The organism is Parvularcula oceani (assembly GCF_000733125.1).
Lineage (GTDB): Bacteria > Pseudomonadota > Alphaproteobacteria > Caulobacterales > Parvularculaceae > Parvularcula > Parvularcula oceani.
The window spans coordinates 171,437-196,239 of sequence record NZ_JPHU01000004.1; the positions used below are offsets into that span (position 1 = coordinate 171,437).

General features: G+C 68.5%; 20 protein-coding genes. 13 read left to right on the top strand and 7 right to left on the bottom strand.

Annotated elements, in window-relative coordinates; genetic code table 11:
* Positions 1–3 precede the first annotated feature (3 nt).
* The 3 genes from IE88_RS16400 to IE88_RS0106745 are packed head-to-tail and all read left to right on the top strand — an operon-like array spanning position 4 to position 3,378.
* Positions 4–2,775, top strand: coding sequence for an intermembrane phospholipid transport protein YdbH family protein (locus IE88_RS16400; protein WP_036766719.1), 2,772 nt, complete (start codon positions 4–6; stop codon positions 2,773–2,775).
* A gap of 53 nt (positions 2,776–2,828) precedes the next feature.
* Entirely contained in the window at positions 2,829–3,014 is a 186-nt protein-coding gene (locus tag IE88_RS0106740; protein ID WP_031552016.1) for a YnbE family lipoprotein, read from the top strand.
* A 22-nt stretch (positions 3,015–3,036) separates the two neighbouring features.
* Entirely contained in the window at positions 3,037–3,378 is a 342-nt protein-coding gene (locus IE88_RS0106745; protein ID WP_031552018.1) for a YdbL family probable chaperone protein, read from the top strand.
* A 3-nt stretch (positions 3,379–3,381) separates the two neighbouring features.
* On the opposite strand, the gene IE88_RS0106750 is transcribed toward IE88_RS0106745, so the two are convergent.
* Positions 3,382–4,161, bottom strand: coding sequence for an SDR family oxidoreductase (locus tag IE88_RS0106750; protein WP_031552020.1), 780 nt, complete (start codon positions 4,159–4,161; stop codon positions 3,382–3,384).
* A gap of 174 nt (positions 4,162–4,335) precedes the next feature.
* Between IE88_RS0106750 and IE88_RS0106755 the strand changes: the two genes are divergently transcribed.
* The gene (locus tag IE88_RS0106755; RefSeq protein WP_031552022.1) at positions 4,336–4,740 is read left to right on the top strand and encodes a helix-turn-helix domain-containing protein; all 405 of its coding nucleotides are present in this window, start codon (positions 4,336–4,338) and stop codon (positions 4,738–4,740) included.
* Between the two features lie 37 nt (positions 4,741–4,777).
* The gene (locus IE88_RS0106760; protein ID WP_031552024.1) at positions 4,778–5,581 is read left to right on the top strand and encodes an inositol monophosphatase family protein; all 804 of its coding nucleotides are present in this window, start codon (positions 4,778–4,780) and stop codon (positions 5,579–5,581) included.
* Between the two features lie 100 nt (positions 5,582–5,681).
* Here IE88_RS0106760 and IE88_RS0106765 read toward each other — a convergent pair whose 3' ends face one another.
* The 3 genes from IE88_RS0106765 to lpdA form a co-directional block, all read right to left on the bottom strand.
* On the bottom strand, positions 5,682–7,298 hold the full coding sequence (locus tag IE88_RS0106765) for a peptide MFS transporter (protein ID WP_202900446.1): 1,617 nt from the start codon (positions 7,296–7,298) through the stop codon (positions 5,682–5,684).
* 114 nt (positions 7,299–7,412) lie between these two features.
* Positions 7,413–7,679 carry a CBU_0592 family membrane protein gene (locus tag IE88_RS0106770; RefSeq protein WP_202900447.1) on the bottom strand — a complete coding sequence of 89 codons (267 nt, stop codon included), beginning with the start codon at positions 7,677–7,679 and terminating at the stop codon, positions 7,413–7,415.
* A 10-nt stretch (positions 7,680–7,689) separates the two neighbouring features.
* The gene (lpdA, locus tag IE88_RS0106775; protein ID WP_031552029.1) at positions 7,690–9,099 is read right to left on the bottom strand and encodes a dihydrolipoyl dehydrogenase; all 1,410 of its coding nucleotides are present in this window, start codon (positions 9,097–9,099) and stop codon (positions 7,690–7,692) included.
* Between the two features lie 116 nt (positions 9,100–9,215).
* On the opposite strand from lpdA, the gene IE88_RS0106780 reads away from it, so the two are divergent.
* From IE88_RS0106780 to IE88_RS0106800, 5 genes are all read left to right on the top strand, one after another.
* On the top strand, positions 9,216–9,914 hold the full coding sequence (locus tag IE88_RS0106780) for a hypothetical protein (RefSeq protein WP_031552034.1): 699 nt from the start codon (positions 9,216–9,218) through the stop codon (positions 9,912–9,914).
* A gap of 53 nt (positions 9,915–9,967) precedes the next feature.
* Positions 9,968–11,350: an NfeD family protein gene (locus tag IE88_RS0106785; RefSeq protein WP_051881612.1), complete on the top strand. Its 1,383-nt coding sequence runs from the start codon at positions 9,968–9,970 to the stop codon at positions 11,348–11,350.
* 24 nt (positions 11,351–11,374) lie between these two features.
* Positions 11,375–12,115 carry a slipin family protein gene (locus IE88_RS0106790; protein WP_031552039.1) on the top strand — a complete coding sequence of 247 codons (741 nt, stop codon included), beginning with the start codon at positions 11,375–11,377 and terminating at the stop codon, positions 12,113–12,115.
* A gap of 72 nt (positions 12,116–12,187) precedes the next feature.
* Positions 12,188–12,724, top strand: coding sequence for a biliverdin-producing heme oxygenase (locus IE88_RS17220; protein ID WP_051881613.1), 537 nt, complete (start codon positions 12,188–12,190; stop codon positions 12,722–12,724).
* Positions 12,721–15,276 (top strand): HWE histidine kinase domain-containing protein, encoded by a 2,556-nt coding sequence (locus IE88_RS0106800; protein ID WP_031552044.1) that lies wholly within the window; start codon positions 12,721–12,723, stop codon positions 15,274–15,276. The genes IE88_RS17220 and IE88_RS0106800 overlap by 4 nt, the downstream gene beginning before the upstream one ends.
* A gap of 3 nt (positions 15,277–15,279) precedes the next feature.
* Here the strand turns inward: IE88_RS0106800 and ptsP are convergent, their stop codons facing one another.
* A complete protein-coding gene (ptsP, locus tag IE88_RS0106805) occupies positions 15,280–17,571 on the bottom strand; it encodes a phosphoenolpyruvate--protein phosphotransferase (RefSeq protein ID WP_051881614.1) in 2,292 nt (763 codons plus the stop codon).
* Positions 17,568–18,818: an aspartate kinase gene (locus IE88_RS0106810; protein ID WP_031552050.1), complete on the bottom strand. Its 1,251-nt coding sequence runs from the start codon at positions 18,816–18,818 to the stop codon at positions 17,568–17,570. Before IE88_RS0106810 ends, ptsP begins: the two co-directional genes overlap by 4 nt.
* Positions 18,819–18,922: 104 nt before the next feature.
* On the opposite strand from IE88_RS0106810, the gene ubiG reads away from it, so the two are divergent.
* A complete protein-coding gene (ubiG, locus tag IE88_RS0106815; RefSeq protein WP_238319272.1) occupies positions 18,923–19,729 on the top strand; it encodes a bifunctional 2-polyprenyl-6-hydroxyphenol methylase/3-demethylubiquinol 3-O-methyltransferase UbiG in 807 nt (268 codons plus the stop codon).
* On the opposite strand, the gene IE88_RS0106820 is transcribed toward ubiG, so the two are convergent.
* Complete coding sequence (locus IE88_RS0106820) at positions 19,714–21,843, bottom strand: ComEC/Rec2 family competence protein (protein WP_156032444.1); 2,130 nt, start codon at positions 21,841–21,843, stop codon at positions 19,714–19,716. The genes ubiG and IE88_RS0106820 overlap by 16 nt on opposite strands.
* A gap of 26 nt (positions 21,844–21,869) precedes the next feature.
* Between IE88_RS0106820 and gltX the strand changes: the two genes are divergently transcribed.
* On the top strand, positions 21,870–23,261 hold the full coding sequence (gltX, locus tag IE88_RS0106825; RefSeq protein ID WP_031552059.1) for a glutamate--tRNA ligase: 1,392 nt from the start codon (positions 21,870–21,872) through the stop codon (positions 23,259–23,261).
* Positions 23,262–23,369: 108 nt separating this feature from the next.
* Positions 23,370–24,659, top strand: a complete 1,290-nt coding sequence (gene gltA, locus IE88_RS0106830) for a citrate synthase (protein ID WP_031552062.1) — start codon at positions 23,370–23,372, stop codon at positions 24,657–24,659.
* Positions 24,660–24,803: the final 144 nt, after the last annotated feature.

Below are 24,803 nucleotides of genomic sequence, written 5' to 3' on the forward strand. Positions count from 1 at the left end.
AGAGTGCCTCTGCGCAAGGCAGCCGCAGCGGCGCTCCTGTCGCTGGCACTCGTCCTCATGGCGCTCCTGCTCGCTGTCGCCTTCTGGCGGGAACGGGCGGCGGAGGCCGTTCTGGAACGCCTACTTCCCGCTGCCGGCCTCGACCGGCCGCAAGTCGAGGTCGAAGAGCTCACGCTGGGCGGGGCCGAGCTGTCGCTGTCTGCCGGGGACGGCGCGCTGAGCGGCGTGCTCACGGTGGATTACGACTGGCGGCGCCTGCTGCGCGACCGCGTCGCGGAGAAGGTGGTGCTGCGCGAACTCGAAGCGCAGGTCAGGGTCGGCTCCGATGGGCGGATCGCGATCGCCGGCCTCGATCTGCCGACCCGCGGCGGCGGGGCGGGCGCCCTGCCCTTCGACGCCTTGCGGATCGAAAATGCCTCCGCCGAAATCGCACTGCCCGAGGGACAGGCGCGCGGAACCCTGTCGGGCCGTCTCGCGCCTTCGGGGGAAGGCGCATTCCGGTTCTCTCTGCGGACCGATCGCGCCGGCGCGGCGGGCCTAAGCCTCGAAGGGGCCGGAGCCGACGGACGCCTCACCCTGGCAGAAGACGGCAGCGCCGCCCTCGCCGCAGGGATGCGCGGCAGCGGCACGTTCGAGGGAGTCCGGGTCGAGGATGCCGACCTCGCTCTGACGGCGCTCACGCCGGCCTGGCGCCCCCTCCTCGGCGGCGGCTCGACGACAGCGCCGGTCGAAGCGGCCCTTAACCTGCGCTCCGCCAGGATCGAAGCGCCGGAAAACAGCCTCCCGGCACAGCTCTTCGGCGGCGATGGCCCGCGCCCCTTCAACCTGTCCGGCGAGGCCGCAGTGACGCTTGCAGAGGGGCAGGCGATGATCGGGCCCGGAAGCCGCCTCTCGGCGCGGACGCCGGATGGCGCCGAAATCACGGTGCTGGCGCCAGAAGGCCGTCCGCTCCTGCGGCTCGAGGCGAATGCCGTCAGCGCAGATGCCCGGATCTTGGCGGATACCCCGCTGGCCGAAGGCGAGGCGCTCGTTGCCGCCACGAGGAAGAACGGCTCTCCTTGGCAATTGCGCGGCTCGGCGCGGCTCGACAGGGCGAATCTCTTCGGCAGCGCCTTTTCGGACCTTGAGGCGGAGGCGGCAGGACGCTTCGGCGAGAGCGGCCTCGCCGCGACGCTCGATCTCGATGGCAGGCTGCGGACCGCCGATCTCGGCGGCCTGACGGTGACCCGCGCCGACATCGAAGCCCCGCTGGTCCTCCGCCAATCGGCCGATGCCGGGCTGACCGTTTCCGTGCAGGAGGGCGAGTGCGTCACGGCCCCGTCAGCTCATTTGGCCCTACCCGGCGGCGCGGTGACCGCCAGTGCCGAGGCGGTCCGGCTCTGTGCGGGCGACGGGCCGCTCTTCACCGCTGGGGCCGAGCCTGCGCTGGCGCTGCAAGCCGGGGCGGGACGCCTCGCAATCGAGGCGGGGGAGACAGAGATTCCTCTGATGACGCCGCGCCTCGACGTCTCCTTGGGCGGCAGCGGGCCCGAGCGGGCCGTCCGCATCGCCCTCCGGGACGGCACGGCAGTCCTGCCAGCCGCGCTCGAGGCGCAGGATCTGCGAGGCCGGATCGTCCTGCCGCTCTCCCAGCCGGAGGTGACGGCCCGCATCGCCCTCGAACGGGCCGTGCTGCGGCAGCGCGGCGAAGCCCCCTTCCTCGGCACCTTCGTCCTGCAGGGGAATGGCCGGATCGCTGAGGACGTTCTCCGCTTCTCGCTCGCTGCGTCCCTGCCGGACGGCCTGCCGCTCGGCGAGGGAGAGGGGCGCCATGCCCTCGCCTCCGGCGAAGGCCGGCTGCGCTTCGGCAGCCGCCCGCTCGCCTTCGCCCCAGGCGCGCTGCAGCCCACCCGCCTGCTCCCGCCGCTCAGCGGTATCGTCAGCGCGGCTGAGGGCACGGTCTCGGCGAATCTGACGGCGCAGTGGTCGCAGGAGGGTCTCAGCTCCGGCGCGGTCCTGAGCCTCGACGATCTGTCCTTCCGAGGACCCGGCGTCGCCGTCGCGCGAACGGGCGGCGTGAGCGGCACCGTCACCCTCTCCTCTCTGGCGCCCGTCGCGACGGAAGGCCTGCAGACGCTCGATATCGGCCTCCTCGATCTGCGGGCGCTGCAACTCGAGGACGGAGAGGCCACCTTCGCCCTGCCCGGCGACGGAACGGTCCTGCTCGAGCGGGCCGCCTTCCCCTGGCTCGGCGGCACGCTCGGCGCCTATGAGACCCAGATCGATTTCGCCGGCGGCGGCGAGGCGGTCCTGCGGGCCGAGGGTGTCGATATCGCGCAGGCGCTGGCGCAGATCGACGTGCCCGGCCTGTCGGGCGAAGGCGAGGTGGAGGCCGTGCTGCCGCTGACCCTCGACGCCTTCTCGGTCGGCATCGATCAGGGCCGCTTCTCCTCAACCGAAGCGGGCGTGCTGCGCTACAAGGGCCAGGCCACGGATGCGGTCGCCTCGCGCAGCGAGCAGACCGAACTCGCCTTCGATGCCCTCGAAGAGCTGCATTTCGAGCGTCTCTCCGGCACAGTGGACGGTCCCTTGAGCGGCGCGTTGAATTTCAGCTTCCGGATCGAGGGGACGAGCGCGGTCGACCTTGGGGGGACGCGCGTGAAGGAGCCGGTCGTGGCGCCGATCCTCTACAACATCAATATCGAGGCGCCGCTCCTCCAGCTCATCGACCAGGCGCGCCTGTCCACCGATGCGCGCCGGCAGATCGACCGGGCGCTCGAGGACCGCGACCGTTGATGCCGCGCCCGGCCATGCTTAGCTTAGACAGGAATAGGGGCGCGAGGAGCGGCATGAAAACAGCGGGATATGCGAGCCTGGGAGTGCTTCTCGCCCTCCCCGCCTGCGCCACCGTTCAGGTCAGGGCGCCCGAAGAGCCCATCGAGATCAACCTCAACGTCAAGATCGAGCAGGAAGTCCGCGTCCGGCTCGACCGCGATATCGAGGAACTGATCGACGAGAATCCGGACATCTTCTGATGGCCGGAATGGAGAACGCGACGTGAAACGGATCATTTCGACCCTTGCGGGCCTCTTCCTCGCGCTGAGCCTCGTTCCCGCCCAGGCGCAGGAAGGCCTCGAACAGGCCAAGGCCGACTGCATCATCGGCGAGCGCATCGACGGCTATCTGGGCGTCGTGGCGGGCGAGAATGCCGACGCCGCCACGCTGCGCCGCATGCGCGAGGTCAACCAGAAGCGCGCCGCCGCCTATGAGGGCCTCGCCAATCGCAACGGCGTGACGGTGCAGGCGGCGGCCAAGGCGACGGCGGAGCGTCTGATCAACTCCGCCCCCTCCGGCAATTGCGTCCAGAACGCCGCCGGAGAGTGGATCGAGGTTCCCTGAGCCTCAGGCGATCGGGCCGAGCCCGCCGCCAAGGGGGATCGTGCTGCCGGTCATGTAGTCCGAGGCCGAGGACGCCAGCATGAGCGTGGTTGCCCAGACATCCTCCGGGCGCCCGAGCCGCCCGAGCGGGACCATGCCGGCCACAGCGTCCTCTCCGGCCATTTCCAGCGTGCCCTTCATCATCTTGGTCGCGAACGGCCCCGGCGCGACGGCGTTGACCGTGATGTTGCGCGGCGCGAGCTGGACGGCGAGCTGCTGGGTCAGATGGATGAGCCCCGCCTTGGAAACGCCGTAGCTATAGGTCTCCATATTGCCCGCGCGCATCCCCTCGACCGAGGCGATGTTGACGATCTTGGCCGGGCGCTCCCTGCTCGCCCCCGCCTTGAGGAGCGGCAACAGGGCCTGGGTCAGGAAGAACGGGCTCTTCACGTTCAGGTCCATCACCTTGTCCCATCCCGCTTCGGGAAAGTCCTCCAGCGGCGCGCCCCAGGTCGCGCCGGCATTGTTGACGAGGACCGAGAGCGTGTCCGTCCGCTCGGCGACGAAGCCCTTCAGCGCCTCGATTCCCTCGCGCGTGCCGAGGTCGGCGGCGATGCCGTGGGCCGTTCCGAGATCGGACAGCTCCTTCGTCGCCGCCTCGACCGCATCGGCCTTGCGGGAGCTGACGATGACCTCCGCCCCGTTCGCGCAGAGAACCCGCGCCATGTCGAGGCCGATGCCGCGCGTGCCGCCGGTGACGACGCAGACGCGGCCGGTGACGTCGAAGAGATCCGAAGCTTTCATGCTCAAGGGGCGCTCCTTCTTGTGCTTTGCGAGCAACGCTCGTCGCAGGGACGCAGCGCGCTGGCCAGCATTCCGTGCAGATCGCTCCTTTGCCGCAATCTTGCCGCTTACACGTCCGACCGGCACGCATCTTGAACATTGCCACCGTGACGAGAACCACAAGGAGTGTCGGCGATGGCCCATCCGATCGATCTTCACGTAGGCCAGAGGCTGCGTCAGCGGCGCTGCCTGCTCGGCATGACGCAGCAGAAGCTCGCGGACGCAGTCGGAATCAAGTTCCAGCAGATCCAGAAATATGAAAGCGGCGCCAACCGCGTTTCCGCTTCGCGCCTCTGGGTCCTGGCCGAGGCGCTGCAAGTGCCGGTGAGCCATTTCTTCGAAGGCCTCTCGCGCGAGGACCGGGCTGAGCTTGAGGAACGCCACGAGCTCTCCGAGGATCGCGAGGAGTATATCGCGCCGGAAGTCTTCTCCTCCAAGGAGACGCTCGACCTCATCCGGGCCTATTACAACCTCAAGGAAGCGCCCCGGCGCAGGCTCCTCGACCTCGCCAAGACGCTGGCGAGCAGCGCGGCGGCGTGATCTTGCCGCCGCCCGCCCGGCGGCGCAGACGGAGCGGATGACGCATCCCGTTCCCGCCGACCTCGCCCGCTTCGCCGAAGCGCTCGCAGAGCGCGCCGCCACCGAAACGCTGCCCCGTTTCCGTGACGCCGCAGATGCCCAGAACAAGACGCCCGATCGCGGCTACGACCCGGTCACCGAGGCGGACCGGCAGGCAGAGCGCGCGCTCCGCGCCGCCGTGGCCGACCGCTTTCCCGATCATGCCTTTCTCGGCGAAGAAGACGGCGCCTCCGGCGGCGCCTCCCCCTGGCGCTGGGTCGTCGATCCGGTCGACGGCACGCGCAGCTTCGTCTGCGGCGTGCCGGTCTGGAGCACGCTGATTGCACTCGAATATGAGGGGGTGCCGGTTCACGGCGTCATCGACCAGCCGGTTCTCGGCCAGCGCTGGACCGGCGGCATGGACAACCCCGCCCTCCTCAACGGCGATCCGGCACGCACCTCCGGCTGCGAACGGCTCGAGGACGCGCGGCTGATGATCACCGATATCAGGACGGCGCCGGAGGGGTATCTCTCCGAAAGCCAGGCCGGGCGCCTCGCCGCCTTGTGGCGCCGCTGCCGCCTCTTGCGGCAGGGCCTCGATTCTTTCGCCTTCGGCCTCGTCGCCTCCGGCAGGATGGACCTCGTGGTCGAGGCGGGACTTCACTGGCACGACATCGCGGCCGTCATTCCCGTGGTCGAAGCGGCGGGCGGCACCGTCACGGACTGGCAGGGCGAGCGCCCGCGCGAAGGCTGGGACGGCACCTGCATCGCCGCATCGTCGCTGGCGCTCGCCGAAGCGGCGCGGGCGGTCATGACCGCCTGACGCCAATTGCTGCGGGCCGAACGAAAAAGGCCGCTCCTTGAGGAGCGGCCTTCTTTTTTCGAGAACCTGTACGGCCAGCGGGCTGGCCGCGCCGAGCCGCCTAGGGCGCTGCCCGGTCGAGCGGCACGCCGTGCGCCTCGGCGGCACCGGCGACTTCCGCGTCGCCCCTGCGGAGGCCGGCCTCGGGGTCGTCGGACAGGGTCTTGAGATGCATCAGCCAGTTGATGCCCGGCGAGATCACGATCAGCCCGATACCGACCGCCACGGCCAGCCATCCCACATTGCTGTAGACCTGCAGGACATCGGCGCCCGGGGCCTCGGTCGCCTGCGCGATGAGGCCGGCCACGAAGTTCCCGCCCGCCGAGGCGAGGAACCAGGTGCCCATGATCAGGCCCACGATGGAGCGGACGGACAGGCGCGTCATCGCCGACAGGCCGACCGGAGACAGGCAGAGCTCGCCGGTCGTGTGCAGCAGGTAGATGAGGAAGATGAACAGCACCGGTGTCAGGCCCGCCGCGCTGTTCGCGCCCCAGACCAGCACGAGGAAGCCGAGGCCGAGCTGGATGACGCCGAGGCCGAATTTCTGCGGCGCGCTCGGGTCCAGGTTCCGCTTGGCGAGGAACGCCCAGAGCGCGGCGAAGACCGGCCCCAGATAGATGATGTACATCGCATTCAGCGACTGGAAGACCGAAGCCGGCACCTCTTCGCCGAACAGCGTCCGGTCGACCCGCTCGTCGGCATAGACGTTGAGCGAGCTGCCCGCCTGTTCGAACAGGGCCCAGAACAGGATCTGCACCGAGATGAGGAAGAGCGCGGCGAAGATGCGGTCGCGCGCATGCGGCTCGAGCGTGAAGACCGAGCGGTAGAGGATGTAGCCGACGGTAACGAGGCCGGTCAGGCCGAGCACGACGCCCACCGTGTCCTGGTCGCGCACCATGAGCCAGACCGCGACCGTGCCGATCGCCGTGCCGATATAGATCAGCCACTCGGTCGAAAGGCCCGCGAAGCGCTTCTGCTTGAGCGCGGCGGGATCGGGCGCCTCGCCCGCGCCTTCGAGCAGCGGCTTGCCCCAGATGAAGACGAGGAGGCCGGCCAGCATGCCGATGCCCGCAAGGCCGAAGCCATAGGACCAGCCGAAGGTCTCGCCGAGATAGCCGGCATAGAGCGCGCCGAAGAAGGAGCCCGCATTGATGCCGACATAGAAATAGGTGAACGCGCTGTCCCGCCGCTTGTCGGTCTTGGGATAGAGCTCGCCGACCAGCGCGGAGATGTTCGCCTTGAGGAAGCCGACGCCCATGATGATGAGCGCGAGTGCCATGTAGAACGTGTTGATGACGAAGGGATTGACCTCGTCGGGGCTGGTCGCGGGCTCGCCTTCGACGGCCATCAGGCCGTGCCCCGCCACCAGGAGGATGGCGCCGAGCGTCACCGCCCTGCGCTGGCCCAGATAGCGGTCGGCCAGGATGCCGCCGATCACGGGCGTGATGTAGACGAGCGCCGTATAGGCCCCGTACAGGCCGTAGGCCGCGCTCTGATCGAACAGGAAGTGCTTGGTCAGGTAGAAGACCAGCAGCGCGCGCATCCCGTAATAGGAGAAGCGCTCCCACAGCTCCACGAAGAAGAGGATGTAAAGCCCCTTCGGCTGGTGCCGCATCAGATAGAGCGCGACGCCGACCCCCAGAAGGCCGATCGCGCTCAGGATGAGGATGAATGTCATACGAGCACTGCCCTTGCTCAGGTGCGGGGCATGCGGCGCCCGCTATCAAGATGAAGAAGGGCTGACACTAGGGGACTCGCACAGGTGTGAAAACCCGCCTGCGGGAAAAGCTCGTCAGCCCTCCGCGCGGCGCCGCCTGAGCGCGCGCCAGAGCCCGTAGGCGCTGATCGCGAACCAGAAGACCTCGATCACGAAGCTCGCGGCATTGAAGCTGTAGAAGAGGCTGACCGTGATCAGCACCGCCGCCAGCGCGTTGAGCGCGGAATACCACGGGTTCTCCGCGGCCAGCCTGCCGAACTGCAAGGCGGCATAGGTGCCGATCAGGAGCCCGACGCCGAGAAAGCCCACGGCGTCGGGCAGTGTGAGAGACCAGTCCTGCACGACCGATCCGTCAGGCCTGCATCGTCCAGCCCTCGACGCCCATCGCCGCCTGGCGCAGCGCCTCGGTGCGGGTCGGGTGCGGGTGGCAGGTCCGCGCGATGTCCTCGGACGCGCCGCCGAAGGCCATGACGAGGCAGGCCTCGGCGATCATCTCGCCGACGCCCGTGCCGATCATGTGAACGCCGAGCACCCTGTCCGTCTTCGCATCAGCCAGGACCTTCACGAAGCCGTCCGTCGCATGGTTCGTCTTGGCGCGGGAGTTCGCGGTGAAGGGGAACTTGCCGACCTTGTAGTCGACGCCCTCCTCCTTGAGCTGCTCCTCGGTCTTGCCGACCGTGGCAACTTCCGGGTCGGTGTAGACCACGCCCGGAATGATGCCGTAATCGACATGGCCGGGCTTGCCCGCGATCACCTCGGCGACGGCGACGGCCTCTTCCTCGGCCTTGTGCGCCAGCATCGGCCCCGGCGTCACGTCGCCGATCGCATAGATGCCCTCCGCCCCGGTGCGCCAGTGATCGTCGACCGGGATGAAGCCGCGCTTGTCGGTGGTGATGCCGACCTCGTCGAGGCCGAGCCCTTCGGTATAGGGCTTCCGGCCGATCGCGATCAGCACGACATCGGCGTCGAGCGTTTCCGCGTCGCCGCCCTTGGCGGGTTCGACCGAGACCTTCACGCCGGTCTTGGTCTTGTCGATCTTCGTGACCTTCGTGCCGAGCTTGAAGGCCATGCCCTGCTTCTTGAGGACGCGCATGAACTGTTTGGAGAGCTCCGCATCCATGCCCGGCGTGATGCGGTCGAGGAACTCGACCACGGTGACCTCCGCGCCCAGGCGCCGCCAGACCGAGCCCATCTCGAGCCCGATATAGCCGCCGCCGACGACGATCATCTTCTTTGGGACTTTCGACAGGGACAGCGCGCCGGTCGAGGAGACGATGCGCTCCTCGTCGATCTCGACACCCGGCAGGGACAGGATGTCCGATCCCGTGGCGATCAGGATGTTCTTCGTCTCGAGGGTCCTGTCGCCCTCTTCGGTCGTCACGACGACCTTGCCGGGCCCGGCGATGCGGCCGCGGCCGTGAATGCCCTCGACCTTGTTCTTCTTGAACAGGTAATCGATGCCGTCGGTGAGGCCCTTCACCGCGTCGGCCTTCTGCGCCAGCATCTTCTCGAGGTTCAGCTTCACCTTGCCCGTCTCGATCCCGAGATCGGCGAAATGCTTGTCGGCGTGCTCGAAGGCCTCGGAGGCATGCAGCATGGCCTTGGAGGGAATGCAGCCGACATTCAGGCAGGTCCCGCCGAAGCGCGCGGTCTCCCGCGCGTCGATGCAGGCCGTCTTCAGGCCGAGCTGCGCGGCCCTGATCGCCGCATTGTAGCCGCCGGGGCCGCCGCCGATGACGACGACATCGTAGTCTTGAGCCATGTGTCTTCCCGCCCGTGATCCGGTTCCAGCGCAGGTAATCCGCGCCTCCGGGGGCGTCAACACGAGCGGCGGCTTTCGCTTGACCGGCCGGGGGCGCGCGCGCAGCTTCGCCGATCATGCGCGCCCTTCCCGCGGCCCTTCTGGCCCTTGCCCTCTGCGCCTGCAGCGCGGTCCGTCCCGCCGAGATGGCGCTGCCCGACGGCGTTCGGGAAAGCACGCAGCGCATACTTCTGTCGGGCATTGGCAGCGCACGCACGGGCACGGTGACCGCTGCCGGGTTCAGCGGCCCGTTCGAGCGCTCCGCCAGCCGCTTCGATCTCTCCGGACGCTATTCGAGCAGCGGCGGCGGCGCGTTCTTCGCTCTGACCCCGGCCGGCGGAGGACCGGTCCTCTCGGGCGAGTGCGAGACGCGGCTCAAGACGGTCGGCTTTCCCCGCTGGGGGGTCAGCGCGGATGTCCTGCCCCTCGCCTATTCCTGCCGCCTGTCGCGCGGCGGGAGCGTCACCGACATCATGGAAGTCCAGGAGGCGCGCGGCCGCGACGCACTCTTCCGCAATGCGCGGCGGGGCATGCTGACCTGGGAGAACATCCGCCTCGACTTCGAATCCGTCCACGCGATCGAGGGCAGCCCGCTCGGCACCGCCGACGCGCTCGGCTATCGCGTGCTGCGGGACGGGGCGGTGATCGGTGCGGTCGACCTCAACGGCGCGCCGAGCGTGCTCATGCCGACGACCGCCGAGCCGGCGCTGCGCGAAGCGATGATCGTCGGGGCGGTGGCGCTCGGTCTCTTCTGGGATCCCGCAACGCTCGATTGAGGCGCGGCGGCTTGTCCATTGTGGCAGCGCCCCGCTCTTCCTAGATTACATCCATGTCAGCGCGCTCAATCCTTGGGCTCCTTCCGGTCCTCGCGATCCTCTTCGCCTGGAACGGTCATGCCGCGGCCCAGCGTGCCGAAGGCCCGCGCACGGCCACGGTGGTCAGCCTCGACGGCCCGATCACGCCGGTCAGCGCGGAGCTGTTCGAGGACGCGCTGGCGCGAGCGGCGCAGAGCGGGGCGCAGTTCCTGTTGGTCGAGATCGACACCCCGGGCGGCCTGATGGATTCGATGAAGTCGATCGTGAAGGCCACGTTGGCCTCGCCCGTTCCGGTCGTCACCTATGTCTCGCCGGACGGCGCGCGCTCGGCATCGGCCGGGCTCTACATCATGTATGCCGCCCATTTCTCGGCCATGGCGCCGAGCACCAATACGGGTTCGGCGACGCCTGTCGGCCTCGGCGGCGAACCGGCGGGCGAAGACGGCGGCGACACCTCGAACGAGGCCTCCATGCGCGCCAAGGTGATCGAGGACGCGGTCGCCTATATCCGCGCCCTGGCCGAAGAGCGCGGCCGCAACGCCGAATGGGCCGAGGATGCCGTGCGCCCGCCCTCGGCCAATGTGCCCGCGCGCGAGGCGCTGGAGCTCGGTGTGATCGACATCGTGGCGCAGGACCGCGCCGATCTCCTGGCACAGCTGGACGGGCGGACCGTCGAGACGGCTTCGGGTCCTGTGACGTTCGAGACCGCGGACTTGGCCTTCGACCGGGTCGAGCCGACCCTCGTGCAGGAGATCCTCTCCTTCTTCGCCGATCCGAATGTCGCGGCGATCCTGATGACGCTCGGCGTGACGGGGCTGATCGTCGAGCTGTGGAACCCCGGCAGCATCTTTCCCGGCCTGATGGGCGCGATCTGCCTTCTCCTCGCCCTCTACAGCTTCCAGGTCCTGCCCTTCGAGGGCGTCTATCTCGCCCTCCTCCTGCTCGGCGCCGTCCTGATGACGGTCGAGGCGTTCACGCCGACCTTCGGCCTCGTCGGCCTCGCCGGGCTGATCCTGCTCGGCATCGGCCTCTATTTCCTCTTCCCGGGCGAGCTTCGGATCGCCCTCTGGGTGGTCGCTGGCCTCCTCCTGCTTGCAGCGGCCTTCCTGGGCACCGCGCTTCTCACCTTCATGCGCACGCGCCGGCGCAAGCCGATGACGGGCGACGAGGCGCTGCCCGGGCACGAGGCCCGGGTCGATGTCTGGGAAGGCGATTCGGGCTGGGTGATCCTCGATGGCGAGCGCTGGCGCGCGCGCGCCGCGGCGGTCCTCGCGCCCGGCGACCAGGTCGTGGTGACCGAGGCCGACGGGCTCGTTCTCGACGTCGTCCCGCTGCGGTCGCTCGGCGGAACCCCCCGCCGCACCCCCGCCCAGCCCGACCCGGCACCGCACAGCTGATCCGCAAGGCGAAAGGACACCCGCATGCCCATCATCTTCTTCGCGATCGTGCTGGCGGTCGTCATCCTGTTCGCGGCCGTCAACATCCTGAAGGAATACGAGCGCGGCGTCGTCTTCACGCTCGGCAAGGTGTCGCGGCGCGGCGCGGGTCCCGGCATCGTCTTCATCCTGCCGGGCATCCAGACCATCCAGAAGATCGACATGCGGACCCTGGTCCATGACGTGCCGAGCCAGGACGTAATCAGCCGCGACAACGTCTCGGTGAAGGTCAACGCCGTCATCTATTACCGCGTGGTCGACGCGGTGAAGGCGACCGTCCAGGTCGAGAACTACAAGGGCGCGACCAGCCAGCTCGCCCAGACCACGCTGCGCTCGGTCCTCGGCAAGCACGAGCTCGACGAGATGCTGCAGGAGCGCGACAAGCTGAACCGCGACATTCAGGTCATCCTCGACGAGCAGACCGAGGCCTGGGGCATCAAGGTCGCCAATGTCGAGATCAAGCATGTCGACGTCGACCCCTCGATGATCCGCGCCATCGCGCGGCAGGCCGAGGCCGAGCGCGAACGTCGCGCGAAGATCATCCTGGCCGAAGGCGAGCATCAGGCCGCCGCCAAGCTCGCCGAGGCCGCCGCGATGCTGGCGAAGGAGCCGAGCGCCATGCAGCTGCGCTATCTGAACACGCTGCAGGAGATCGCCGGCGACCGGACCAATACGATTGTCTTCCCCTTCGCGCCCGACGAGGTGGGGCAGCTCCTGAAGCGCTGATCACGAAAGCGAGATCAGGAAGTATTTGTCCGCTAAATGGTTTTTCCTCATAAGGCCCGGATGGACCGAGGGATGAGAGACTATCTGCGGGAGGGAACGCGCACCGCCCACGAGGCGGTGGATGCGGTCTTCGGCCGTTTCGACCTGACGCGGCGGGAGGGCTATACCGCCTTTCTGCGCGCGCATTACCGGGGCCTCTTCGGCCTGCCGCTCGACCCCGCTCCCTTCGGCCTCAAGCCTCTCGGGCTCATGGAGCTCGTCGCAGCCGATCTCCGGACCCTCGGCGAACCGCTTCCCGCGCCGCTGCCTGCGCCCCGCTTCTCGGGCGAGGCGGAAGCGCTCGGGGCCTATTACGTCGTCGCCGGCTCCCGCCTCGGCAGCCGCCTGCTGGCGCGGCAATGGCGCGAGGGCGCGGACGGCGTGCTTCTGTCGGCGGGCCGCTATCTGAGCGACGAGGCATCGCATGACGCCTGGCGGGATCTGACCGCATTCCTGCGCCAGGAGGGGGCGATGCGCCCCTCTTCGGTCCTCGACGGCGCCTTGCGCACATTCGATCATTTTCATAGCGCAGGCCTTGCCGAACAGGGCAACGAGGCCGTCTCCGCATGAATGAAGTGCTCGAAAAGCAGGCGGTGCCCGACGCCGATCTGACGAACTGCGACCGCGAGCCCATTCATATCCCGGGCGGAATCCAGCCCTTCGGCGTGCTGGTGGCGATGTCCTCGGACTGGATCGTGGCGGCGGCATCCAGAAACGTCTCCGACGTCCTGCCGGTCGCGCATGAGGATCTGATCGGCTCGCGCCTGTCGGATTATCTCATCGGAGAAGCGGCCGAAGCCATTGCCGACCGGATGCGGCAGCTCGGCTTTCCCGATGCGGTCGAACGGGTCTTCCAGCAGCGCCTGATCGAGGGCGGGCGCCCCTACGACATGGCGATCCATGTCTCCGGCTCCCGCATCGTCATCGAGATGGAGCCGAGCCAGGGCGGAAGGACCGGACATGACGCAAGCCGCATCCGCCCCCTGATCGACCGCCTCAACCGCGCCAGGACGCCGGTCGAGATGTGTGACATCGGCGCGCGGCAGGTCCAGCTCCTCACCGGCTTCTCGCGAGTGATGATCTACAAGTTCGCCGAAGACGGAGCGGGCGAGGTCGTTGCCGAGGCCAGGGCCGACCATCTCGAACCCTTCCTCAATCTCCGCTACCCGGCGACGGACATCCCGAAGCAAGCGCGCGCCCTCTATCTGCGCAACCTCCTTCGCATCATGCCGGACGTTTCGCTGACGCCCGTGCCGGTCGAGCCCTATCTCGATCCCGACGGCAAGCCGCTCGATCTGTCGCTGAGCACGCTCAGGGCGGTCTCTCCGGTCCATATCGAATATCTCAGAAACATGGGCGTGGGCGCGTCCATGTCGATCTCGATCATCCAGCGCGGCAAGCTCTGGGGCCTCATTGCCTGCCATCACGACAAGGCGCGCGTGCTGCCCTACTCGACCCGAACGCTCTGCGAGCTGTTCGGACAGTTCTTCTCCTACGCGCTCGAACAGAAAGAAGCCGACCTCGAGCGGGTTCTCGCCGAGCGGACGCGCGCGTCGCATCAGGCCCTGTCGATGATTCTCGCCGAGGGCGGCGATTTCAGCGAGAATTTCGATCAGTTCGCCAAGCATCTAGGCAGCGTCATCCCCTTTGACGGGCTCGCCCTTTCGCTCGACGGCGAGATCCAGACGAGCGGCAGCAAGCCGGCCGAGGACGATATCCGGGCCATCATCCGCTTCCTCAACCGCGGCAGCGCGAGCGAGATCTTCGCCACTGACCATCTCGCCGGGCACCTGCCCGAGGCGGAACGCTATGCGGACCGGGCGGCGGGCATTCTCGCGCTGCCGATCTCGCGCACCCCGCGCGACCACCTGATCCTCTTCCGGCAGGAGGTCGCGCGCACCGTGACTTGGGCGGGACGGCCGGATAAGGCGGTCGAGGAGGGCCCAAGCGGCCCCCGCCTCAGCCCCCGTAAGAGCTTCGCCGCATGGCAGGAAGCCGTTGCGGGACGGTCGGAGCCCTGGAGCGCTGCCGAACGGGCTGCCGCAGAGGACCTGCGCGTGACCATGCTCGAAGTGATCCTGCGCCTGTCCGACGAGGCGGCGCGGGAACGCAAGGCAGCACAGGAGCGCCAGGAGCTGCTCATCGCCGAGCTCAATCACCGCGTGAGGAACATTCTGAACCTCATTCGCGGCCTCGTCAGCCAGTCGCGGGGCAATGCCGAAACGCCCGAAGACTTCATGGACACGGTCGGCCACCGCATCCAGGCGCTGGCCCGCGCCCATGACCAGGTCACGGAAAAGCAGTGGCAGGCAGGATCGCTTTGCGATCTCATCGAGACCGAGGCCAAGGCCTATTGCGACGAAAAGAGCGACCGGGTGGAGGTCCGCGGCCCCGATGTCCTGATCGAGCCGCTCGCCTTCACCACGGTGTCACTGGTGATCCACGAGCTGCTCACCAATGCGATGAAATACGGCTCCTTGTCGGACTCCCGCGGCTCGGTCCAGATCGATCTGGCGCTGAACGAGACCGGCGCGCTGGTGCTGGAATGGCAGGAGCGGAACGGTCCCCCCGTGCAGGCGCCGAAGCGGCGCGGTTTCGGCAGCACCATCATCGAGCGCTCGATTCCCTTCGATCTCAAGGGCCAAGCCGAGCTGACCTATGAGCTGTCGGGCCTGCGCGGCCGGTTCGTCATTCCCGCGGGGTGTGTCGCCGGAACGCGACAGGACCGGGCCGGACCCGGTGACGCGGCGGGTCCGGCAGCAGAGGCCGGGCTGCATGGCCGGGTGCTGATCGTCGAGGACAACATGATCATCGGCCTCGACGCCGAGATGATGGCGCAGGACCTCGGCGGCGAGGAGGTGGTGCTGACCTCGAGCGTCGGCGACGCGCTTTCGGCAATCGAGACGGAGCGTCCGGACTTCGCGCTCCTCGACGTCAATCTCGGATCGGAGACCAGCCAGCCCGTCGCCGAGCGCCTCGAGCAGGACGGCGTGCCCTTCGTCTTCGCCACCGGCTATGGCGAGGCGGACAGCTTCACGAGCGAATTCGACGTTCCGATCCTGCGCAAGCCCTATGTCGTCGATGCCGTCCGCAAGGCCTTCGCCGAGGCGCAGCGCGCCTGACGGTCAGCTCCAGTCCGGCAGGACGATTCTCGATTGCCGCGCATAGACATCCATGTCTCTGCGCAGCGAGCCCTCCGCGCCATCTTCCGCACGCTCGAGCCAGGACCTAAGGGCCGCCAGGTCGACGGTGCGGATCATCGCCTTGAGCGGGCCGATGGCGGAAGCGGTGACCGAGAGGGATCGCAGGCCGAGCCCCAGAAGGGCGAGCGCCATGAGGGGATCGGAGGCCTGCTCGCCGCAATAGCCGATCGGCTTGCCCGCCGCCTGCGCCTCGCGGGCGGCATGGCCGACAAAGCTGAGAAATCCCGAACAGAGCGGATCGTAGCGGCGGGACACCCGCTCCGATTCCCGGTCGGCGGCGAAGAAGAACTGGGCGAGGTCATTGCCGCCGATCGACAGGAAATCCGCCTCCTCGGCGATCCGTCCCGCCTCCCATGCCGCGGCGGGAATCTCGATCATCGCCCCGACCAGGACGCGCTCCGGCAGGCTTTTCCCCATGCGCTCGCGGCGCGCGAGCTCCTTGCCGAGGACGCCGCGCGCGGCGCGCACTTCCCTGCAGGCGGTCACGAGCGGCAGGAGGACGCGAAGCTCCCGCCCGTCGGCCGCGGCGATCAGCGCCCGCACCTGCGTGCGCAGAAGGCCTTCGCGGTCGAGCGACAGCCTGAGGCCTCGCCACCCCATGGCCGGATTGGCTTCTGCGGGATGCAGCATGTAGCCGCCGCGCTTGTCCGAGCCGATATCGGCCGTGCGGAAGACGACGGGCTTGCCCCCCGCCGCATCCAGGATTTCCCGGTAATGGGCCTCCTGCTCGGATGCGGTGGGCAGGGTCGAGCCGATCAGGAATTGCAGTTCGGTCCTGAACAGCCCCACGCCGCTCGCGCCGGTCTCTCTCAGATGGGGCATGTCGAGGACGAGGCCCGCATTCATCTGGAGGTCGATCTCCACGCCGTCGAGCGTGCGGGCCGGGCTATCGCGCAGCGCCGCATAGTCCGCGAGCCGCGCCGAACGCAGTTCGCGTCTCTGCTCGTAGGTGCGGATGAGGTCGTCGGGCGGGCGCAGATGCACCTCGCCGTGATCGCCGTCGACGATGATCGTGTCGCCCGTGCGCGCGCTCTCGACGATCTGCGGCACGCCCGAGACGAAGGGCAGGCCGAGCGTGCGGGCCACGATGGCCGCATGGCTCGTTCCCCCGCCATCGCCCAGGACCAGCCCCGCCAGCCGGTCGCGGTCCAGCTCCAGAAGCTCGGCCGGCCCGAGCGTGTCGGCCAGGAGGACAGCATTCTCCGGCAGGGGCGGAGGCCCCTCCCCGCCATTCAGGGCGCGGATCAGGCGACGAGAGAGATCCTCGAGATCATGCAGCCGTTCGCGGATATAGGGATCGGGCGCGGCCCGCATCCGCTCGCGGTTTTCCGCCTGCACCTGCTCCACGGCAGTCTCGGCGGTCAGCCCCGCGAGCACCTTCTCCTCGAGCCTGCGGACCCAGCCGCGGTCATAGGCGAAGAGGCGGTAGACCTCGAGCACGTCGCGGGAAATGCCCGAGAGCTGGGCATCGGACGCGATCATCTCGTCGACGGATTTCTGAAGGCCTGCGATCGCGTTCTCGAGCCGCTCCTTCTCGGCCGCGACCGAGTCGGCGAAGACCTTGTGCTCGCGCAGCCCCGGCTCGAGCAGCGCCACGGTGCCGGTGACGATCCCCGGCGACACGCCGGTGCCGACCGCATCCTCCGGCGCGGCGAGAAGCGCCCGCGCGCTTTCGGTATCGGCCTCGTCGAGAAGGCCGCCGGCCTGCACGATCTCGGCGAGAACGGTGGCGACGATCTGCGCGGCCTCCGTCTCGTCCTCGGAATAGCGCCTGTGGGCGCGGTTCTGCACGACGAGCACGCCCAGAACATGGCCGGACCGGACGATCGGCACGCCCAGAAAGGCGTGGAGCGGGTCCTCCCCCGTCTCCGCCTTGTAGGAAAAGGCCGAATGAGCCGGTGCGTCGCGCACGGCGAGCGGCTTCTTGTCCTGCGCGACCCGCCCGACCAGCCCCTCGCCCCAGTTGAGGCGGGTTTCGTGGACCGCGCGGGGGTTCAGCCCCTCCGTCGCGAAAAGCTCGAGCGCATCGTCGGTGCGGCGGACATAGATCGAGCAGACATCCGCGACCATGTTCGCCGCGATGGCGCGGACCAGCGCATTCAGCCGCGCTTCCGGCTCGGTCTCCTCGGCCATGATCTCGCGGAGCCGCTTGAGCAGGACGCGCGGCGATGACCGGGGCCGAGGGACATAGCCCGTCGACGAAGAGACGCTCACGACACGGCGCCCGCCATCTCGGAACGGACCGCGCCGAGGCCGAAGGCGTCGTGAAGGGCGCGCACGGCGAGTTCCGTGTATTCGGCCGGGATCAGCACGCTGATCTTGATCTCGGAGGTCGAGATGTTCTGGATGTTGATCCCGCGCTCGGCCAGCGTCTCGAACATCTTCGCGGCGATGCCGGTGTGGTCGTTCATGCCGACGCCGATGATCGAGACCTTGGAGACGTTCTGGTCGGCCAGCACATCGGTGTAGCCGACCTGGTCCTTCACCTCGGCCAGATGGGCCAGGGCCCTGGCGAGGTCCGCCTCCTTGAGGGTGAAGGAGACGTTGGCCGATTCGCCGGCGCGGGCCTGCGACTGCACGATCATGTCGATATTGACCTTGGCGCCCGCCAGGCCCGCGAAGATCATGGCCGACTTGCCCGGCGTGTTCGGAACGCCCAGCAGGGATATCTTCGCTTCGGCGCGGCTCGGCACGACGGCGGAGACGACTCTTCTTTCCATAATGGCCTCCTCATCGACGATCAGCGTGCAGGGCGCGTCGGCCCGCGGTTCCTCGAGGCTCGACAGGACCCGGATCGGCACGCCGTGATTCATGGCGAGGCCGACCGAACGGGTCTGCAGGACCTTTGCGCCCAGCGACGCCATTTCCAGCATCTCCTCGAAGGAGATCTGGTCGAGGCGCCTGGCGCCCGGGACGATTCGCGGGTCGGTCGTGTAAACGCCGTCGACGTCAGTGTAGATGTCGCAGCGCGCAGCATCCAGTGCGGCAGCCAGTGCGACGGCAGTCGTATCCGATCCGCCCCGACCGAGGGTCGAGATGCGCCCGCCCGGCGCGACACCCTGGAAACCTGAGACGACGGCGATCTCTCCGGCATCGAGCGAGCCGCCCAGCCGCTCCGAATCGATGCCTTCGATCACGGCCGCGCCATGGGTGGCATCGGTGCGCAGGCCCACCTGCCATCCCTGCCAGGAGCGGGCCTTGAGCCCTTCGCGCTGCAGGACGAGCGCGAGAAGGCCCGCGGTCACCTGCTCGCCGGTCGATACCACGGCGTCGTAATCGGGCGTCCGGCTGACATCGCCGCCGCCCGCCCTGCGGGTGAGGTCGACGAGGCGATTGGTCTCGCCCGCCATGGCCGAGACGGTGACGCAGATTTTCTTGCCTTCGGCCACCTGCGCCCGGACATGGCGCGCCACGCGCTCGATCCGGTCAAGATCTCCGACCGAAGTGCCGCCGAACTTCATGACCAGGCGGTCGTCCCTGCGGCCGCGCGGTGTCTGTCTCGCCTCAGGATGCGTCACGGCCGTACTTGGTCTCCTCCTCCGACGGGTCTAGCTACGAGAAGGCTATGACGCCTGCAAGACGAGAGCCCGAACACATGGCGAACGAAAGCCTCCCCGGCGCGACGACCATCGACGACGCGGAAATCGAGAAATTCTCGGCCATGGCCGCCGAGTGGTGGGACCCGTTCGGCAAGTTCAAGCCGCTGCACAAGTTCAACCCCATAAGGCTCGGCCTGATCCGCGACCGCATCTGCGAGCATTTCGGCCGCGATCGCCATACGAAGAAACCCCTAGAGGGCCTGCGGCTCCTCGATATCGGGTGCGGCGGCGGGCTCGTCTGCGAGCCGATGCGGCGCCTCGGGGCCGAAGTCGTCGGCATCGATGCGGCGGAGCGCAATGTGAAGACCGCAATGGCCCATGCCCGCGAGACAGGCCTCGACATCGACTATCGCGCGATGACGGTCGAGGCGCTGGTCGAAAGCGGCGAGGCCCCCTTCGATGCCGTCCTCAATCTCGAAGTCGTCGAGCATGTCGCCGATGTGGACCTGTTCCTCGGCAAATCGGCGCAGCTCGTGAAGCCGGGCGGGCTGATGGCGCTCGCCACGATCAACCGCACCTTCAAGGCGCTGCTGACCGCCAAGATCGGCGCGGAATACGTGCTGCGCTGGCTGCCTGCGGGCACGCACGATCCGCGTAAATTCGTCCGCCCCGACGAGGCGGGCCGCGCGCTCGAAGCGGCCGGCATGACGCTCGAGGCGGTCAAGGGCGTCAAATACATGCCGGTCCTCGACAGCTGGCGGGTCAGTGACGACGCGAGCGTCAACTACATGATCTTCGCGACCAAGCCCGCCGCCCCTCAGGGAGCGGCCTGACCGCAGCGGGTCCACGGCCGGCAGCCCCGTCCTTGCGCACTGGTGACGAGGCGGCCGCGCGTCAGGAGGGCCGGCCCGCCGCGCGCGATGGTCTCCGCCGTGAGCAAAAGAGCATCGCAGCTTCCCGCGAGGGCTTCGGGCGCCCAGCCGGCATAGACCACGACCTGCGCCTCCCGGCAGGCCTGCGCCGCCGCCTCGGGGCTCTGCGCCACCGCCAGCCGCCCGCCATCCGGAAGAACAGCCGAACAGGCGGGCGCATCGCATTCGCCGAATTTCGGCTGGTCCCGGATGACCGGGTCGATGCCGAGCGTGCGCATCCAGACCTCGGCGGAGAACCGGTCGCGGCGCCGCGAGAGGAGCGAGAGGCGCAAGCCCTCGCCGGTCGGCGTGCGGACGCCGACCTGCCGGGCTTCCCGCCCGATGAAGGCGTCCGGCGGGACCGCGCTCTGCGCCATGAGCGCCGCGAGCGGCAGGAGGAGCAGGCCCGCCAGGCGCCAGGGCGCCGCAGACAGGCAGAGGACGAGAAGGCTCCCGATCACGAGGAGGAAGGCGAGGAAAGGCGGCTGGGGCACGAGCTGCACCGCGTGGGGCAGGTCCTCGAACCACCCCGTCACGGCGAGAAGGATCTCGAGCCCCCGCCCGACGATCCACCAGAGCGGCCCGTCCAGCCCAAGCGGCATGAGGAGGAGGCCCAGCACCGCAGCGGGCATGACGATGACGGTCACAAGCGGCATCACCGCCATGTTTGCCGGAAGCCCCCAGGTGGCCACCCGGCCGAAATGGTAGGCGGCGAAAGGCGCGGTCGCGATACCGGCGAGGAGGCTGGTCATGAACAGCCCGCCGAAGAAACGCCCTGTCCGACCCGCTCCCGTCGCCCCCGCCGCAGCGCCGCTCCCGCGCCGCTCCCAGGCCTCGAAGGCCGCGACGAGGATGGTCACGGCCATGAAGGACATCTGGAACCCGGCCGACACGGCGGCTTCGGGCCGAATGAAGAGAACGACGAGAGCGGCGAGCGCGACATTGCGCAAGGACAGGGCCCGGCGGTCGAACAGGATGGCGGTGAAGGTAATCGCAGCCATGACGAATGCGCGCTGGGCGCTGATCGGGGCGCCGGACAGGACGAGATAGCCTGCCCCGCCGAGAAGCGCCCCTGCCGCCGCCCATTTCTTGATGGGGTATTCCAGAGCCAGCCACTCCGAGCGCACCAGGAGCCAGCGCAGGCCGAAGAAGAGAAAGCCGCAGACGAGCCCCATATGCAGCCCCGAGATCGCCAGGAGGTGGGCGAGCCCCGTATCGCGCAGCCGCTCGACGATCTCTTCTGGCACCCGTTCGCGCTTGCCGGTGACGAGCGCCGCGGCGAGCCCGCCAGCCGTCTCGCCGCTCAGGCGCTGCACCCTGTCGGCGACCGCTTCACGCAGCCGCTCGATCCGGGCGCCGAGGCCCGGGCGCGCCGCCTCTTCGATGACCCGGGCGCCGGTATAGCTGTAGCCGACGCCGCCGATCCCCTCGAACCAGAGCTGGCGGGCATAGTCGTAGCCGCCCGGCAGAGCGGGCGGCGGCGGGGGCGAGAGGACGGCGCGCAGGCGCACCCGGTCGCCGGGCTCGGCGGATGTCGGACGCCCGCGCCAGGTGATCCGCACGCGCTTCGGCGTGCGTTCGGGCGCGAAGGCGGCGATCCGCTCGACGCGCACCGTATAGCGTCTTCCGCTATCGCGCTTTTCGATCTCTTCGAGCACGCCTTCGACGGTCACGGGCGGGGTTTCGCGGGTCAGCACCGGCGCGGCGACGCTGGCGCTGCGCAGATCGATCAGCGTGAAGCCGAGCATCACGAAAGCTGCCATCCGGCAGGCGAGCCGGAGGCGCTGGCGGTCCCGGCGGCTGCCGATCCACCACCCTGCGATGCCCGCGGCCAGCAGGGCCGGTCCGGCCAGGGCCGGCGGGTCCCGCGGCAGGAAGAGCCACAGAGCGATGCCGGCGATCATGAAGAGCGGCGCAGCAAGAAGGAAACGCTGCGCCTCGCGCCCGGCCCAGTCGCGGGCGGTGCGCACGATCGCCTGAGGCAGGGTGTCCCCTGCCTGCCACCGCTTGGCAGTGCCCGCCGCCGCTCCTATCACCGTCCCGCTCCCAACCAAGGATACCCATGCCCGATACGCCCATCGTGACACGCTTCGCGCCTTCGCCCACAGGCTACCTGCATATCGGCGGCGCCCGCACGGCGCTGTTCAACTGGCTGCTCGCCAGAGGGAAGGCGGCGCCCGAAGGGTCGAAGTTCCTGCTGCGCATCGAGGACACGGACCGGGCGCGCCACGACGAGAGCGCGGTGGAGGCGATCCTCGGCGGCCTCCGCTGGCTCGGGCTCGACTGGGACGGCGAGCCGGTCAGCCAGCATGCCAATCAGGAGCGCCATGCCGAGGTGGCGCGGCAGCTCCTCGCCGAAGGCAAGGCGTACAGATGCTGGCTTCAGGGCGAAGCGCTCGATGCCGCCAGGGCCGAGGCGCGGGAAGCGAACACCCGCTTCACCAGCCCCTATCGCGAAGGCGGCGAGGAGGACGGGCCCTACTCGATCCGCCTCAAGGCGCCGCTCGAAGGCGAGACGGTCATAGATGACGCCGTCCAGGGCGAGGTCCGCTTTCCCAATGGCGCGCTCGACGACGTGGTGCTTCTGCGCTCTGACGGGACGCCGACCTATATGCTCGCGGTCGTGGTGGACGACCGCGACATGGGCGTGACCCATATCGTGCGGGGCGACGACCACCTGACCAATGCCGCCCGGCAGAAGCACATCTATGACGCGATGGGCTGGGACGTGCCGCTCTTCGCCCATGTGCCCCTCATCCACGGCCAGGACGGCAAGAAGCTGTCCAAGCGCCATGGCGCCCTCGGCGTCGAGGCCTATGCCGAAGAAGGCTTCTCGCCGGAGGGCCTGTTCAACGCCCTCCTCAAGCTCGGCTGGAGCCATGGCGACGACGAGGTCATCACGCGGGACCAGGCGCTCGAATGGTTCTCGCTGTCGGGCATCGGCAAGGCCGCGGCAAGGCTCGACCCCGACAAGATGAAAAGCCTCAACGCGGCCCATCTCTCGGCGCTGCCCGACGAGGAGTTCGTGAGCCGCGCCCTGCCCTTCCTGGACGAGCCGCCCACCGATGCGCAGCGGGACATGCTCGCGCGGGCGGCCCCCTTCCTCAAGCCGCGCTGCCAGCTTCTGACGGATATCGGACCCGCTGCGGCCTTCCTCCTCCTCTCCCGCCCCTTCGAGGTGACGGGCAAGGCGGCCAAGCCGCTCAAGAAGGAGGCGGCGGGCGATGTCCTGCGCGGCGTGCGCGAGAACCTCGAAGGCGCCGAGGACTGGTCCGCGGCGGCGCTCGACCTGCGCCTTCAGGCCTTCGCCGAGGCGCAGGGCCTGTCCTTCGGCCAGGTCGGCCCGCCAGTGCGGGCGGCGCTGACCGCCGGGCATCCCTCCCCTTCGCTCGGCGAGACGCTACATGCCCTAGGACGGGATGAAGCGCTCGCGCGCCTTGCGGACCGGCTGTAGCTCGGTATTGTCGCGCCGCACAAAGACACGATCCTTTCGGGGCCTTCTTCGCCCCGCCGACGCTGCGATCGGCCTCCTGCCGGGCGCGCTCACAATCGGAGACTGACGATGGAATCAAAGCTCAACCAGACCGACACGGCCTCGATCGAGGGGAACGACTTTCCCGTCTACTCCGGCACGCACGGCAATGACGTCATCGACATTCGCGGCCTGACCAAGGCGACGGGCAAGTTCACCTTCGACCCGGGCTTCACCTCCACGGCCTCGTGCGAAAGCCAGATCACCTTCATCGACGGGAACGAGGGCACGCTCCTCTATCGGGGCTACCCGATCGAGCAGCTGGCCGAGAACTCCGACTCCATCGAGACGGCCTATCTCCTGCTCAACGGCGAGCTGCCGAACCATGATGAGTGCGTGGAGTTCAGGGACGCCATCACCTATCACACGATGGTCCACGAGCACTTCAAGCAGTTCTTCAACGGCTTCCGCCGCGATGCCCACCCGATGGCGGTGATGTGCGGCGCGGTCGGCGCGCTCTCGGCCTTCTATCACGACTCGACGGACATCAACGATCCGGAGCACCGCAAGATCGCGACGCACCGGATGATCGCCAAGGTGCCGACCATCGCGGCGATGGCCTATAAGTACATGGTCGGCCAGCCCTTCGTGCATCCGCGCAACGACCTGCACTATACCGAGAACTTCCTGCGCATGTGCTTCGCCGTTCCGGCCGAGGACTATCAGGTCAACAAGACGCTGTCCGCCGCGCTCGACAAGATCTTCATCCTGCACATGGATCACGAGCAGAACGCCTCGACCTCGACCGTGCGGCTCGCGGGCTCTTCGGGCGCCAACCCCTTCGCCTGCATCGCGGCCGGCATCGCCTGCCTCTGGGGTCCCGCCCATGGCGGCGCGAACGAGGCGGCGCTGCGCATGCTGATGGAGATCGGCACGCCCGACCGGGTCGGCGAATACGTCAAGAAGGCGAAGGACAAGTCCGATCCCTTCCGCCTGATGGGCTTCGGCCACCGGGTCTACAAGAACTACGACCCCCGCGCGAAGGTCATGCAGAAGGCCTGTCACGAAGTGCTCGACGCGGTCGGGGTCAAGGACCCGCTGCTCGACGTGGCGGTGGCGCTCGAGAAGATCGCGCTCGAGGACGACTATTTCGTCGAGAAGAAGCTCTATCCGAACATCGACTTCTATTCGGGCATCACGCTGCGGGCGCTCGGCTTCCCGACCGAGATGTTCACTCCGCTCTTCGCCCTCGCCCGCACGGTAGGCTGGATCGCGCAGTGGCAGGAAATGCTGTCCGATCCCAACCAGAAGATCGGCCGTCCCCGCCAGATCTACACCGGCGCGGCGCAGCGCGATTACGTGCCGATGCATCAGCGCTGATCTGCGAGACATCGCTCGGATCGAAGCCGCCGGCCCTCGGGTCGGCGGCTTTTTTTTCGGCAGAGGCGGCCTTCTCCGCCCTCTCGGGGGGCGGGACGGCGCGGAAGGGCCGCTCGAAGCGCCCACTCGTGCCTGTCCGTCACG

Coding starts and splice junctions, on each gene's coding strand:
- IE88_RS0106740 (WP_031552016.1), top strand. CDS start 2,829: ATGAAAACAGCGGGATATGCGAGCCTGGGAGTGCTTCTCGCCCTCCCC.
- IE88_RS0106750 (WP_031552020.1), bottom strand. CDS start 4,161: ATGAAAGCTTCGGATCTCTTCGACGTCACCGGCCGCGTCTGCGTCGTC.
- IE88_RS0106755 (WP_031552022.1), top strand. CDS start 4,336: ATGGCCCATCCGATCGATCTTCACGTAGGCCAGAGGCTGCGTCAGCGG.
- IE88_RS0106760 (WP_031552024.1), top strand. CDS start 4,778: ATGACGCATCCCGTTCCCGCCGACCTCGCCCGCTTCGCCGAAGCGCTC.
- IE88_RS0106765 (WP_202900446.1), bottom strand. CDS start 7,298: ATGACATTCATCCTCATCCTGAGCGCGATCGGCCTTCTGGGGGTCGGC.
- lpdA (WP_031552029.1), bottom strand. CDS start 9,099: ATGGCTCAAGACTACGATGTCGTCGTCATCGGCGGCGGCCCCGGCGGC.
- IE88_RS0106780 (WP_031552034.1), top strand. CDS start 9,216: ATGCGCGCCCTTCCCGCGGCCCTTCTGGCCCTTGCCCTCTGCGCCTGC.
- IE88_RS0106785 (WP_051881612.1), top strand. CDS start 9,968: ATGTCAGCGCGCTCAATCCTTGGGCTCCTTCCGGTCCTCGCGATCCTC.
- IE88_RS0106790 (WP_031552039.1), top strand. CDS start 11,375: ATGCCCATCATCTTCTTCGCGATCGTGCTGGCGGTCGTCATCCTGTTC.
- IE88_RS17220 (WP_051881613.1), top strand. CDS start 12,188: ATGAGAGACTATCTGCGGGAGGGAACGCGCACCGCCCACGAGGCGGTG.
- IE88_RS0106800 (WP_031552044.1), top strand. CDS start 12,721: ATGAATGAAGTGCTCGAAAAGCAGGCGGTGCCCGACGCCGATCTGACG.
- IE88_RS0106810 (WP_031552050.1), bottom strand. CDS start 18,818: ATGAAGTTCGGCGGCACTTCGGTCGGAGATCTTGACCGGATCGAGCGC.
- ubiG (WP_238319272.1), top strand. CDS start 18,923: ATGACGCCTGCAAGACGAGAGCCCGAACACATGGCGAACGAAAGCCTC.
- gltX (WP_031552059.1), top strand. CDS start 21,870: ATGCCCGATACGCCCATCGTGACACGCTTCGCGCCTTCGCCCACAGGC.
- gltA (WP_031552062.1), top strand. CDS start 23,370: ATGGAATCAAAGCTCAACCAGACCGACACGGCCTCGATCGAGGGGAAC.